Origin of the sequence: Pseudomonas sp. 3JA, from assembly GCF_036961705.1 — a bacterium.
In the GTDB taxonomy this organism is placed as follows: Bacteria; Pseudomonadota; Gammaproteobacteria; order Pseudomonadales; family Pseudomonadaceae; genus Aquipseudomonas; species Aquipseudomonas fluorescens_Q.
This window is the reverse complement of sequence record NZ_JBAMDJ010000016.1, coordinates 54,981-67,871: the sequence shown is the minus strand read 5'-3', so window position 1 is coordinate 67,871 and position 12,891 is coordinate 54,981. Positions and strand designations below refer to the sequence as shown.

The window sequence follows — 12,891 nt, the reverse complement described above, 5'->3', positions numbered from 1 at the left end:
CCTTTGGTTGGGATGCTTTCGTTAGTTGGAACGGTTGAGACCTATACATATAGTCCACCTCCGCGCGGAGATGTTCAGATGCTTAGGCGGCTATGTTACTAAATCTGACAGATCGTTCGCCGCGATTCTCGAAGAAAGCTCATTACGGCCGCTGCAACGATCACTGCGGCGCTTGCCAGCGCTCTCCCGGACAGGCTCCGTTGCTCAGGCAATACCAGCCCCCTTCAGCTTCGATCAGACGTTGGGCGGCTCTTTGTAGCTGCGTGCGATCCAGGTACACGATGGCGGCGGAGAGTTGTTCAAGATAATCCGACGGGTGGCCGGCCAGCTTGCCCTGCCAGAGCAGCTCGGCGGCCTGGGCGCAGGGCAGGGCGGTGCTCTGGAGTTGGGCGGCAAGCGCCTGCTGCTGGCCGGTCAGGGAGACATCATCGAGTTGCTGGAGCAACGCCGGTAATTCGGCCAGGAACTGTTCGATGTGGGCGCTCAGTTGCGTCGCCGAAAGGCTGGGCGATTGGACGCCGAACAATATCCCGGTTTGCCCGTCGATCTGCTTCAACCCACTGAACACCGCATAGCCCAACTGCAACTCGACGCGCAGGCGCTGATAGAACGGCGTCTGACACAGCTGTGCCAGCAATCGCCAGGCGGCTTCGTCGGCCAGCGTCGGGGTGGCTGTCGGGCAAAACAGCAACACGGCCGGTTCTTCGCCGTGAGTCTGGAGCGTATGCCAGAGGCGTTGCCCGCGAGGTGCCGGCGCCAGGCTGGCTTCATCGCCGGTAATGCCCGGCACTCGGGCCAACGCAGGGCCCAACGACCCTTGGGTGGCCGCCGACAGGCCGATGCACAGCCCGTCCCATCGGGCCGTTGTCCACACGCTTTGGTCGCTGTCGGGCATTGGCAACGCCGACGCTTGGCGGTTGGGGCGGCAGTGATCTGGCAGCGCCTTCAACAGATGCCGAATCGGCATCGGTGGGGGTTCGTGACTGGCCTGGGCCATTGGCAGCGGTTGCGCAAGCTTCGTCAGAACGTGTTCGAGCACCAACGGTATCGGTGCCTGTAAGCCAACCAGTTTCAGTAGCCATTGATGACCGGAGGGTTGGAAGCTGACATCCACGCCGGCCTGGCGAGCATCCTCTCGCACATCCTGCAGGTGCCGGTCGAGCCTGGATTGAAAGTCCTGCGGTGTCTGGGTCGCCAGTTGCCAGCGCAGGTACACCGCGCCTTCACGACCGTTGTCTGGCAGCGCCTGGCTGAACTGCATGGGTGAGCGTTCCCGACGCCCCCGGGAGCGGTCCTGGGCGAAGGTTCGCAAGCCGCGGTGGGCGCTGGTCTGGCCGCGTATCAGCCCGGCGCGGGGCGCTTCGCTTGGCGTTTGCAGGAACGGATTGGGTGCGGGCAACTGCCAGGGTTCCACGACGTTATCGGCGGGGTGCAGTTGCCTGAGGATTTCCCTGAGCCTCACGAGGTCGTTTGCCAACAGCGGCCCGTCACGTCCTTCACCGTCCCAGCGGGCCACCTGCAAGGCCGATCCTGTCTCCTGCCGGCGCTGCAACCGTGCGGTGAACTCCTGGCGCAACGGCGCCCAGTCGTCCTGGGCGGCAAAGAACCCCAGCCAGTCGTGCAGCAACGGCTGGATTTGCGCCGATGCCGGAGCGTTGGCGTGCTTGAATTCGAGGTGCAGCAGCGCCTGCCCGGCAAACTCATACAGCGCGGTGGCCTTGAGGCTGTCAGCCAGGCCGCGCTGACGCAACGTGGCGAGCAAGCCGCCCGGTTTGCTGGAGTTCAGCCACATACAGAGAAAGTCCAGGGCTTGAGGCGAGGCGGCGGGTAAATCTTCGAAGGCGAACAGCAGATCAAGGCAACCCTCGCGGGCCTGTTGATAACTTGTCGGGGACGATGCCATCAAACTTGGTGGTGCCGGCCTGGCAAGCGCTTCGCCGCCAGGTAGGTGGCTGCCGAACTGTTCAGCCAGCGCTTTCAAGGCGTCGATGCTTTGCGGGCCGGCCAGGCTCAAGGTCATCTGGCCGCTCTGGTAAAAGCGGCGATAGAAGTCGTGCAAGGCGCTTTGGAATTCGCTTTGCGCCACCGCGAGGCTGTCGCGATTGCCGGCATGAAAACCCCGCAGCGGATGGCTCGCCGACAGGCCGTCGTGCAGGGCAAGCTGCCGCTGGGCAGCTGCATCCTGGGACCAGGCGATGAACTCGGCGTGCAGCACTTCTCGTTCGCGCAACTGATCGGCCTCATCCAGGCGTGGGTGAGTGAGCATGTCCCACAGCCGTTCCAGTCCCTCGGCGAAGGTTGCGGGTGGCAATTCGAAGAAAAAATCCGTGGTGCGTTCGCTGGTGCGTGCATTGACCTGGCCGCCATGGCGCTGCACGTAGGCCATCAGGTTCTCCCCTGCGGGAAAACGCTCGGTGCCGAGGAAGAACAGATGCTCGAGCAAGTGCGCCAATCCCGGCCAGGCCAGGGGCGCGTCATGGCTGCCAGCCGCGACTCGCAGTACTGCAGCGCTGCGCTTGAGGCCTGGGACGTGACGCAATGTCACCCGCAAGCCGTTGGCCAGGGTTTCAGTGTGGGGGCGGAGGGAGTCGGGGGCCGGCATGAGCGCTTCCAGAACAAAGATGCGCTCATGCTAGCGGATTAGGCCGCGTTCTCAATCCTCAATCAGTGTTTGTGCAGGTCGTCGTAAAGCTCAGGGCGGCGATCGTGCAGGTAGTTGTAGGCCGCGCGGGAGTCGTCCATCAGTTGTCGATCCAGTTCTGCGACGATCAAGGCCTCATCCAGCCCTGCAAGCGCCGGGCGGCTGCCATTCGGTGCGGCGATACTGCTTTGGCCGCAATACTGCAATTCACCTTCGTGGCCGCAGTAGTTGGCGTACGCCACGAAACACTGGTTCTCGATGGCCCGGGCCCGCACGGTGACGTCAGCGATGAACTCGTAAGGTTGCATGTTGGCGGTCGGCACCAGGATCAGCTCGGCGCCGGCCAGGGCCAGGCGTCGGGCATTTTCCGGAAATTCCAGGTCGTAGCAGATCAGGAGGCCAAGCTTCCAGCCATTGAGCTCCACGATGGGCAATGCGGCGTCGCCGGCGCTGAACATGGCGTGATCAAGGTCGCCGAACAGGTGGCTCTTGCGGTAGTTGGCCAGGCGCTCACCCTGGGCGTCGATCAGCTGCACGGCGTTGTAGATCTGCCCGTCTTCGCCGCGCTCAGGGTAGCCGTAGACAATCGCCAGGCCGGCGGCCTTGGCAATGCGGGCGATCTGTTGCGCCCACTCGCCGTTGTAGACCTCGGCCAATACATTCACCGCGTCGACGCCGATGTTGTAGCCGGTCATGAACATCTCCGGCAGCACCAGCACATCGGCGCCCCTGGCTTCCAGCGCCACCTGGTGCAGGCGGTGCAGGTTGCCGGCCGGATCCAGTGGCAGCGGTGGGCATTGGTAGAGGGCTACGCGCATCGAAAACTCCTTTTATTCGGGCAGGGCGATCGGACCGATCTCGTGGAACACATCACCAGGACCCGGGTTCTCGGCGTGAGTTTCACCGCCGAAGTGCTTCATGATTCCCCACACGGCATTGAGTGAGGTCTGTACCGCGCCTTCGACCCAGGCCGGTGTCCATGAGACGTCATCACCGGCGATAAAGATCCCGCGTTGTTCGGCCGGCATGTCGTCCTGCATGAAATGCGCATACATACGCTGGTTGTAGCGATAGTGGCCGGGCAGGGCGCCCTTGAACGCGCCGAGGAAATGCGGGTCGGCTTCCCAGGACACGGTAATCGGATCGCCGATGATCCGCGCGGCGATGTCCACCTTGGGATAGATTTTCTTCAGGGCATCGAGGGCCAGCTTCACGCGTTTTTCCACCGGGTGCGGGAGCATTTTCAGCGCGTCGCTCATCCAGGAATACGATAGGCAAATCACCCCTGGCTTGTCGTCCCCGTTGTCGAACAGGTAGGTGCCACGGGTAAGACGGTCGGTCAGGGTCATGCTCATCAGGTCGCGGCCGGTCTCCGGGTCCTTGTCCTTCCAGAATGGCCGGTCGACCATCACGAAGGTCTTCGACGATTGCATGTAGCGGGTGCGGTCCAGGGCCATCCACATTTTTTGCGAGAACAGCGCTTCTTCGCATTCGATCTGGGTGGTCAGCAGCCAACTCTGGCAGGTGACCAGCACAGCGGCGTACTCGCGGGTGTTGTCCCAGACGTCGGTCACGCTGAATCGGCCATCAGCCGCGCGGGCGATGCGCTTCACGCCGCTGCGTGGGGCACCCAGGTGCAGCGAATTCAGGCTGGTCCCTTGCGGCCAGTGCGCGCAGCGTTCCGGCACGTGGTTCCAGATGCCGTGGGGCACCTGCTCGACGCCGCCGACCACCAGGTGCTGGTGGTCGTCGCAGTTGGTCATCACGACACGGAAGATTTCCAGCATCGAATTGGGGAAGTCCGAATCCCAGCCGCCGGTGCCGAAACCGACCTGGCCGAACACTTCGCGGTGCTGGAACGAGAGCTTGGCGAAGGCCTTGGAGGTGGCGACGAAGTCGTAGAAGGTGCGGTCGTCCCACAGTGGCACCAAGGTGTTCCACAGCGCCTTGAGGCGTGGCACGTCGCGGTCGCGGATCGCCTGCTGGATGTCGCCGAAGCGCGAACCATCCTCCAGCGCATCGGCCCAGGCGTCGGCGACTTCCTGGAACAGCGCGGGAAGGTCCGCCAGTTTCTGTGCGTAGTAGGTCTGGCCTTCCAGGTCGATGACCGTGCTGCCGGACGCGGGGGTCAGCGGGTTGGGGAATGGTTTGGTCTCCAGGCCCAGCTTGTCGACGTAATGGTAGAACGCGGTGGAGGACACCGGAAAACGCATGCCGCCCAGCTCGGCGATCACCCCTTCGGCACCATTGAACGCTTGTGAGCGCAGGCGCCCACCCATCTTCGACGCCTCGTAGACCACGGGTTTGAGACCCAGCTTCATCAGCTCGTACGCCGCCACCAGGCCGGCGATCCCGGCCCCGACAATCGCCACTTCGGTGCCGTGGTTGTGGGCGGGTATGCTGCCCAGGCCAGCCGGATGCTCGATCCAGTCGTCAAAGGCGAAAGGAAAGTCCGGCCCGAAAATGGTGATGGGCTTCTTACCGTCTGCTGGGTGGCGATTGTTCTTGTTCATGGCTGACCTTGATGGGCGACTCGACGCGGTGTTCGCGTCTGAGTATAGGAAAGATGCCAGCCATTTTAGGGAGGGTGGAACACGTTAATAAGACACAATATGTCGTCGTTTTGAGTGCATGGCAGTCGTTTTGATCTATCCGTAAATCATAATGACGAAACCTGTCCACTGTGGGAGCGAGCTTGCTCGCGATAGCGGTGCGTCAGTGCATGAAGGTGCTGAGTGCCGTCGCGAGCGAGCTCGCACACAGGTCAAGTGACGCAGGGCTTAGACCGGCTGGCCTCGATCGATCTTGCTGCTGAGGATGATCGAGGTGGTGGTCTTCTCCACACCGTCCACGCTGCCGATCTGGTCCAGCAACTGGTCCAGCTGTTCCGGCGAGTCCGTGCGCAACCAGGCGACATAGTCGAACTCACCGCTGACCGCGCACAGTTGCTGGACCTGGGCCATGGCGCTCAAGCGTCGCAGCACGTCCTTGCCGGAACGCGGCTGGACCTTGATGCCGACGTAAGCCTGCAAGCCGCCGTCAATCACTCGTTGGCCCAGGCGCACGCCATATCCGGTAATCACTTTGGTCTTTTCCAGGCGTGCCAGCCGCGAGGTCACGGTCGTGCGGGCGATACCCAATTGCCGGGCGAGCATGGCGACGCTTTCCCGGGCGTTGATTTGCAGCGCCGCAATCAGCTGCCGGTCGATTTCGTCGAGGACGGGAGGGCGGGTATCAGTCAAAGTGGGCTCCGGCGCAGGCATTCGATGGCGAGCATGTTACAGGCTCTCATGTGAGAAATAGTCGATGGCAGGCAAAGCCAGTGCGCGCCAGGCGCACGCCCGGTGTACCTGTGAAGTCCTGAACCAGAGACCGTCCTGGCAAACCAACTGTTCGGTGGGCAACTGCAACAAGAGATCCAGTGAGAATGACTGCACTGAGCCTGGGTCGTCATCGTCTTGCGCTTCCCAATCGCGCTCAAAGCAGCGTACATGCAGCTGTTCGTCGTCGAAGCTTTCAAACAGCGGCCGATTGCCCAGCCACTGCGGATGCACCCGCAACGTGTGTTCCTGGACATCCAGGAGCAGCAATTGCCAGCCTCGATAACTGCCACACTGTTCTGTCACATCGGTTGCCATGCAGGTCAGGGCCAGGTAACGGCTATCCGTCGACCAGATCATCGACGGTGCCAGATCAACCAACGCGCAGCCTGAGGCTGTCAGCAAATGGCCTCCGAGCCGGGGCGCCTGTGCACGCACCCAACTGTCGGCATATTCCGTTTCGCTGCCGAACAGCCAGGCGGCATCCTGATGGTCGGGGGCAGGCTGGATGAAGTCACCGTCGGCGTTGGCCACTTGCGGACAATCCACCAGGCGCCAAGGGGCAACGCTGTGCAGGTGTGTATCGCTCACCTGCAGCTCCACGGTGTTGTAGAACAGCCGGGATTGTTCGTCGGATTGAAAGAACGAAGGGACGCTATCGCTCTGTGGCGCGGGGATGTTGAAGCGTTGCAGCGCGCTGCTCTCCAGGTCTTGATCAAGACGTCCGGCAACCACTGCCAGGCTCAGCCGACCGGCGCGGAAATCGAGCAGGCGGGCGACCCACATCGCGGGCCCCGGCAGCAGCTGTCGTTCCTTCAGATCGGCGACCACCCCGTGGGTTGCGACCGTCGTGGCACCGTCGAAGGGCAGCAGGGCCAGGTAACGCCCGCAATCGGAGACCCGATGGTCCAACAACCAGCGGCCAGGTAATTGCCAGTCGCCGATCTGACAGCGATAACCGCCCAGCCCATCGGGATTATCGCCAAGCCAGGTCAACCGCGCGCGCACCCCGTCCTGCATCGGCTGCGTTTCGATGGATGAATCGCCGCGCTGGCCTTGGCTGTCCAACGGCATGGCGATGGTCATGCGGGTCAGTGCAAATTCGCCAACCTGCACGCGACCTTGGGCGTCGTGGCCGATCTGGGTCTCGGTATCGCCGTGGATGCTGTCCAAGCGGTAGCCATAACGCCCGGAGCCCGGCCGCGGATAGTCAAGGTACGAGCCGATCTGCACATGGCTTGCGTCGAGACCCAGCAACTCGTGCCAATAGAAGGACGGTTCTGTTTCGCTCTTCACCCAAGGCGAGGGCAGGGCGCGCCAGCCCAGGTCCAGCTGCCACAGCCAATACTGGTCGCCGTCTGCATGAGGGGTTTGTTCCTGGGCCAGACACACCAGGGCGCGTTGATCGCTGCTCCATACCAGCGGCGCATCGGCCGCCATCAACAGGCCGGACGGTTGCCCGTTGACGCTGATGGCGTAGCGCGGTGAAACCAGCGGTTCCAGCGGCTGGGCCAGGTCGCGAAATGTCGCGGGTAAGGCAATGTCGCCCCGCAGGCAGTGCTGGCCGTCCGCAGAACGCCGCTCGAAGGTATGTTGAACCTGCTCGGGATGCCAATCGGAGTCCAGCCACAGGTCGGCGAAGGCGACCAGGTGGGTAACGCTGGCCGTCTGGAGCAACTCATCCAGTCGGATTTCGCGAACGCTGTCGTCCACCAGCGGGCTATGGCGTCCGCTCAACACGCCGAGATCAAAAGCGTCCAACTCCCAGAGTTCGCTGTCGGCACAGCGGTACACCTGGCGCTGTTGACGATCGAGGACGACCAGCCCCCAGTTCTGCCGGGACGGTACTGTCGCCGCAAAATAGCGCCCGTCGCGGGAGAACATGGACGAAGAGCCAAGGCCTTGCAGGAGCACGCCATCGGGAAACAGATAGTCGCAATAGGTGGGGCCACCCATGGCGATTTCACTGTGGTTGAACACCCGGATCGGCTCGCCTTCAGGCGTCAGTTGCGGCTCGCTTCCACCCCAGGCACTGGCGCCTTTGCCGGAAACGGGCACCAAGCCCAGGCGCCGCTCCCAGGTGCTGACACACGCTAGCCCGACGCCGATGCTGGCGATGGCCGCCAGGATGCCCCACCACTCAGGCAAGGCCCGACCCACACTGAAACCCAGGCCGAACACGGCGCCGACGATCAGCCTGCCACAGACTCGCCCGGCCGACAGAAAACCGAATCGCGCGGAAAGCCCCATCAGCAGGCCGAAGAACAACACCGCCAACAAAGCTAATGGGGGCGGCAATATCGTGACGAAAAAAGCCGGCACCAGCAGGATGCCGAGTTGCCAGAACAGTTCGAGAAACAGTCGGGAGAGGCTGGGGCTGGCGATGATGGGGATCTCGCTTGAAGAGGTTGAACGGGCCTCGCCCGTCGTTAATTCCCCAGAGTATTACTTCCAGGTGAGTCGAGGAACAAGGAAAGGGGGCGGCCAGTTGCCAAAGTTGCTATCGCGGTCAAGCAACGGAGAGCTTTTGAAGTCGATTCGGGGGACGGATGTTCCGGTGAAAGGTGAGCACGTTAACTTCGAGGGCATATCTGCTTTGATTTTTTGAGAAGTTAGGTATACGTTACATTTAATCTTATTTGTCTTGTATACATAACATGGATTATTCCCTCATCCTCCTGCGTCTGGGCGAGCAGGTTCGCAAGCGCCGCCGCAATCGCGGCCTGACCCAGGCCAATCTCGCTACCTTGGCAGGTGTCACTCGGCAGAAGGTCATTGCCATCGAAAAGGGTGACCCGTCGGTGGGGATGCTTGCCTATGCACGAGTCCTGGGGGCCCTGGATTGTGAGTTCGCCGTGGTACCGGCTGCGATGCCTACGCTTGAGGAAATCCAGGGAGTGTTCGACTGATGACGACCAGTTGCAAACACTGGAACAAGTGCTGGCCCGCTTGACTGAACTTTGTGAACAGGCACCGAATGTGGTCGCAGCCATCAGGCAGTGTGCTGAGCCATTTATGAAGACCTTCGCCTAGGGCGCAAGAGTCAACAGGCTCAAGAACGCAAAAGCCGCGCGATGCGCGGCTTTTTGTATGGTGGGCCCACACGGACTCGAACCGTGGACCAAAGGATTATGAGTCCTCTGCTCTAACCAACTGAGCTATAGGCCCTCAGTAGGTCGCGGATTATAGCGACGGTTTCTCGGCTGTGCTATCCGAAAAATCCGATACGCGCACACGAAGAAACGTTGCGGCAAATTCCTCGGCGCACAGGGGCAGGCTGACGATGTAGCCCTGGATCTGTTCGCAACCTTCCTCGGTCAGGAATTGCTGTTGGGCCAGGGTTTCGACGCCCTCGGCGATGATGGTGAATTGCATGCTGCGGCCCAGGGCGATGATTGCCCGTACGATGGCCGCGTCGTGGGGGTCGTCGGGCAGGCCGCGGACGAAGGATTGGTCGATCTTGAGGATGTCCAGTGGCAGGCGCTTGAGGTAGCTCAGGGAGGAATAGCCCGTGCCGAAGTCGTCGATGGCCAATTGCACGCCGAGTTTTTTCAGCTGGTGCAGCACTGTCAGGGCCTCTTCGGCCTGGCTCATGATGAAGTTTTCGGTAATTTCCAGTTGCAATAAGCCGGGTTCGAGCTGGTGCTCTCGCAGCAGTTGTTCGATGCGCCCCAGTAGATTGGGTTGACGCAACTGGGCTCCGGCCAGATTGACCGAAAGAGGGCCGAGGCTGTCGTAGGCGTCATTCCATTCACACAGTTGCCGGCAGGCGCGCTCCAGTACCCAGTCGCCGATTTGCAGGATCATGCCGTTTTCTTCCGCCAGGGGGATGAAGTGTTCCGGCGGCACGTCGCCAAACGTGGGGTGCGTCCAGCGGATCAATGCTTCGGCACCTACCAGTTGGTTGTCGACGAGGCTGATTTTGGGTTGGAAGGACAATGACAACTCGTTGCGTTCAATCGCCCGCCGTAGCTCATGCTCCAAGGCCACTCGTTCGCTGGCCTGGGCGGTGAGGTCGCGGGTATAGCTTTCCACCCGGTTGCGTCCCTTGGCCTTGGAACGGTACATCGCCGCGTCGGCATTCTTCACCAGCGTGGCGACGTCGCAGCCGTCCTGCGGGTAGAGGCTGGTACCGATGCTGGCACTGATGAAGAACTCGTGCTCGCCGGCCTGGAACGGAGCGGCAAAGCAGTTCAACAGTTTTTGGGCGATGTGCTCCGCATCGCTGGGCTGTTGCAGGCCCGGCAGCAGGATAATGAACTCGTCGCCGCCCAGGCGCGCCACGGTGTCGATGTCGCGCAACTGCTCGCGCAAGCGCACGGCAATGCCCTTGAGCAACAGGTCGCCGACCGGGTGTCCGAGGCTGTCATTGATGTGCTTGAAGCGGTCCAGGTCCAGGAACAGCACGGCACCCTGGCTACCGTTTTCCTGCTGGCCATTGAGAGCTGCCAGCAAGCGGCTTTCGAACAGCGTGCGATTCGGCAGGCCGGTCAGCGGGTCGTGGTGGGCCTGGTAGTCGAGACGGGCCTGGGCGTGTTTGAGGCTGGAGATATCGGCGAAGACCGCGACGAAATGGGTGATCTGTCGGTCCCGATTGCGCACCGCGCTGATGGTCAGCCAACTGGGGTACAGCTCGCCGTTCTTGCGTCGGTTGGAGATCTCTCCTTGCCAGTGCCCTTCGGCCGTCAACTGATGCCACATCGCGGCGTAAAACGCGCTGTCGTGCAGGCCGGAAGCCAACAACCGGGGCGTATGGCCCAAGGCTTCGGTTTCGCTGTAGCCGGTGATTTCAGTGAAGGCTCGGTTTACCGCGCTGATGTGCTGTTGCGTATCGGTGATCAGCACGCCTTCGGCAGTGCTTTCGAACACGGTGGCGGCCTGTTGCAGTTTCTCCTGCATGAGATGGCGTTCGGTGATGTCCCGGGCGATGGTCAGCATGCAGTCTTCGTTGCCGATGGGCAGCGGGCGACTGGAGACTTCGCAGAGCCGGATCTGCCCGTCGTTGCGACGGATGTGGCAGCTGAAGTCCCTGACGAAGCCGTCCCGCTTCAGCAGGTCGAGCATCTGCTTTCGCTCGTTGAGGTTGACCCAGATGCCCAGGTCCAGGGTAGAGCGGTCCACCGACAGGGCACTGTTGAAACCGGTAATGCGACTGAAGCCTTCGTTGACTTCGATCAGCAGGCCGTCGCTTTGCCGGGACAACAGCAGGCCATCGGGCGAGGCGTGGAACGCCTTGGCAAACTTCTCTTCGGATGTCTGCAATTGCTGCTGGGTTTCCTTGAGCTGGCTGATGTCCCGCACCACCACGACCAGGGCTGGCGTCGTGTCGAGGTCGAAGGGCTCGGCGGAGATCAGCCCGGTGAACACCTGGCCATTGCTACGGCGGAAGGGCATTTCCAGGTTGCGAATGCTACCGGCCTGCAAGCGCTGCAACAGGCCCGGCCCCACGCCCTGGATGCCCCAGATATTCAGTTCGGTTGCGCTGTGTCCCACCACCTCGGCGGCGCTCAGGCCGATCTGCTCTTCGAAGGCCTTGTTGACCTCCAGCAGGCAACCGTCCAACAACCGTGCAATCACCAGGATGTCCGGGCACTGGCGGAACACCGAGGCAAATTTCTGCTCCGAAAGGCGCAGGGCTTCCTCGGTGCGCTTGGCTTCGCTGATGTCGATCATTAGCCCGCGCATCACCGGTTCGTGCCCGTGTTCGATCAGGCTGACAATATCGCGCACCCACAGGCAACGGCCATCGGCAGTGATCACACGATAATCGATGCAGTGGTCGCGACCCGCCAGCACTTCATGATCGCAATAGGTCTGGGCACGGATCAGGTCGGCGGGATGAATGATGTTGCGCCAGAAGCCCGGTATCAGCCAATGGGAAAGGGGATAGCCCAGCAAGTCTTCGGCGTGGGGCGAAACGTAGCTGTAAGTGAAGTCGCTGACCCTTGCCTCCCAGGCGATGGCCGACAGGCTCTCCACCAGCCCACGGTAATGGTATTCACTGCTGCGCAGCTCCTGTTCCAGCTCGACCCGCCGGGCGATTTCCGAGCTGAGTCGGCGGTTGATGCGAATCACCACTGCCAGTATGCCGACCAGGAGCAGCAACGCAGGCAGGCCGTAAAGCAGCAAGTCTGACCAGAGCTGGCGGTAGTCGTGCACATTGCCGACCCACTTCTGCTGGATCTCGGCAACTTCGGCGGGGCTCATGTCCGCCATGACCTTGTCCAGGATGCCCACCAATATCTTGTTGTCTCGAGGGACGGCCATTGCCAACTGATAGCGATACGGCGTTTCCCCGCTGACATAAAGGCCTTCGAGCTTGAGTTGACGCAGGCTCCAGACGCTGGAGGCCAGATCACCCACTACCGCGTCCACCTCGTCGGTCGCCAGGGCTTGCAGGGCTGAACTGACGTTGGGCAGCGCCACGAGGTTCAGGTCGGGGTGGTGGTTGCGCAGCAATTCATGGGGGGCATAGTTCTCCACCACGGCTATTTTCAGCCCGTACAGTTCCTTGAGGTTGTGCGGCTGGGCGCCACCGCGGTGGGCCAGGATGACGATGGGGAAATCCAGGTAAGGGCGGGTAAATGCCAGGTAGTTCTGACGCTCCGGTGTGGACATGATGCCCGGCAAAAGGTCTATCTTGCCCTGTGCGACCTGCTCCAGCACGGCGGTCCAGCTGACCGGCTCGATGGGTGTGAGCTTGATGGCCAGCCGTTCACGAATGATGTCGACGTAGTCGGCGGCCAAGCCCTGATAGCGGCCCTGGTCGTCACGAAACTCAAACGGCGGCCATGAGGCATCGACACCCAGGCGCAGGTCGGGGTGGTCCTTGAGCCAGCGGAGCTCCTCGTCGGTGAGCGTCAACGCGCCAGCTGTTGCGGTCCAGGTCATCAATGACAGCAAAAGCGCGGCCGTCAGTCTGGGCATCAC

General features: G+C 61.8%; 7 protein-coding genes and 1 tRNA gene. 1 reads left to right on the top strand and 7 read right to left on the bottom strand.

The genetic code is table 11. The features are described from left to right. Positions 1-160: 160 nt before the first annotated feature. From pqqF to V7773_RS14650, 5 genes are all read right to left on the bottom strand, one after another. Entirely contained in the window at positions 161-2,602 is a 2,442-nt protein-coding gene (gene pqqF / locus V7773_RS14670) for a pyrroloquinoline quinone biosynthesis protein PqqF (protein WP_336073981.1), read from the bottom strand. Between the two features lie 62 nt (positions 2,603-2,664). Next, complete coding sequence (locus tag V7773_RS14665; RefSeq protein ID WP_063324093.1) at positions 2,665-3,459, bottom strand: carbon-nitrogen hydrolase family protein; 795 nt, start codon at positions 3,457-3,459, stop codon at positions 2,665-2,667. Positions 3,460-3,471: 12 nt separating this feature from the next. Then, entirely contained in the window at positions 3,472-5,154 is a 1,683-nt protein-coding gene (locus V7773_RS14660) for a flavin monoamine oxidase family protein (RefSeq protein WP_063324094.1), read from the bottom strand. A 267-nt stretch (positions 5,155-5,421) separates the two neighbouring features. After that, positions 5,422-5,883, bottom strand: coding sequence for an Lrp/AsnC family transcriptional regulator (locus tag V7773_RS14655; RefSeq protein ID WP_018607342.1), 462 nt, complete (start codon positions 5,881-5,883; stop codon positions 5,422-5,424). Positions 5,884-5,919: 36 nt separating this feature from the next. After that, positions 5,920-8,355: a hypothetical protein gene (locus tag V7773_RS14650; protein ID WP_442963487.1), complete on the bottom strand. Its 2,436-nt coding sequence runs from the start codon at positions 8,353-8,355 to the stop codon at positions 5,920-5,922. 263 nt (positions 8,356-8,618) lie between these two features. Here V7773_RS14650 and V7773_RS14645 point away from each other — a divergent pair, with 263 nt between their 5' ends. Further along, entirely contained in the window at positions 8,619-8,870 is a 252-nt protein-coding gene (locus tag V7773_RS14645; RefSeq protein ID WP_336073979.1) for a helix-turn-helix transcriptional regulator, read from the top strand. A 182-nt stretch (positions 8,871-9,052) separates the two neighbouring features. Here the strand turns inward: V7773_RS14645 and V7773_RS14640 are convergent. Both V7773_RS14640 and V7773_RS14635 read right to left on the bottom strand, forming a co-directional pair. Next, a tRNA-Ile gene (locus V7773_RS14640) sits at positions 9,053-9,129 on the bottom strand. 15 nt (positions 9,130-9,144) lie between these two features. Further along, the gene (locus V7773_RS14635) at positions 9,145-12,888 is read right to left on the bottom strand and encodes a bifunctional diguanylate cyclase/phosphodiesterase (protein ID WP_336073978.1); all 3,744 of its coding nucleotides are present in this window, start codon (positions 12,886-12,888) and stop codon (positions 9,145-9,147) included. Positions 12,889-12,891: the final 3 nt, after the last annotated feature.